1 protein-coding gene and 1 pseudogene are annotated in these 899 nt (G+C 46.5%); both read left to right on the top strand.

Annotated features, from left to right (window positions below):
* The coding region (locus R7Q48_RS25610) for a penicillin-binding protein activator (RefSeq protein WP_318132972.1) at positions 1 to 807 on the top strand (807 nt) is incomplete at its 5' end.
* Positions 794 to 899, top strand: a pseudogene (locus tag R7Q48_RS25605) (YraN family protein); the annotation flags it as partial. The gene R7Q48_RS25610 and the pseudogene R7Q48_RS25605, both read left to right, overlap by 14 nt.

The raw sequence follows: 899 nt of genomic DNA, 5'->3' as shown, positions 1-899 counted from the left end.
ACAATGGATGGCTCAGCAAACAGTCCAGCCATTCCAGCACTGGCGCTGAATATTCCTGAAGATGTTCAGCCAGGTACCGACATTTGCTACCTAGCGTTGTCACCTGAGCAAGAAGTGGCTCAAGCTGCAAAATACTTGTTTAGCGAAGGCTATAACTTCCCGCTGATCCTAGCGCCAAAAGGCAGCTACGGTGAGCGTGTTGTGCAAGCTTTTAATGAAGAATGGAGCAAGTACAGCTCAAACAAAGTCGCAACAAGCTACTTTGGTGATAAGCGCCAACTACAAAAAGACATTAACGACGTCTTTGGATTACAAGAAAGCAAACAGCGTATCGCACAGATGCAATCGCTCATGCGCGTTAAGTTGGAAACACAGCCACGCAGTCGTCGTGATGTGGACGCAGTTTATATTGTCGCTCGTAGCTCTGAACTAACACTTATCAAACCATTCATTGAGGTCGCAATTAACCCAGATGCGAAGCCACCAAAACTGTTCTCGAACTCTCGTAGCAACAGCGGTGGTGCAACGTACGAAGACCTAACAGGCATTATCTACAGTGACATTCCGCTGTTAGTAAACCCAGACCCAATCGTGACCGCTGAAATGAATGAGCTATGGGCAGATCAATCCAACATGGAAAAACGCTTAAAAGCTCTAGGGATGGATGCCTACAAACTGATCGGTGAATTGCCACAAATGAAAGTGGTACCAGGTTACTCAGTAAGCGGCCAAACTGGTACGTTAAGCATTGACAACAACTGTGTTGTACAACGCGAATTGAGCTGGGCTGAGCGTGGGGCTCTTTAGTAAGCGTCAAATAGGTAATCAGTACGAGACCCTGGCGAAGCAGTATCTGCAGCGTCAGGGTTTGCGTTTTTTAGATCAAAATTATCTGACAA

The sequence above is a fragment of the Vibrio sp. 378 genome, assembly GCF_033339435.1.
Note: the sequence above shows the minus strand (reverse complement) of the source record. Positions and strands in the feature narration are given on the sequence as shown.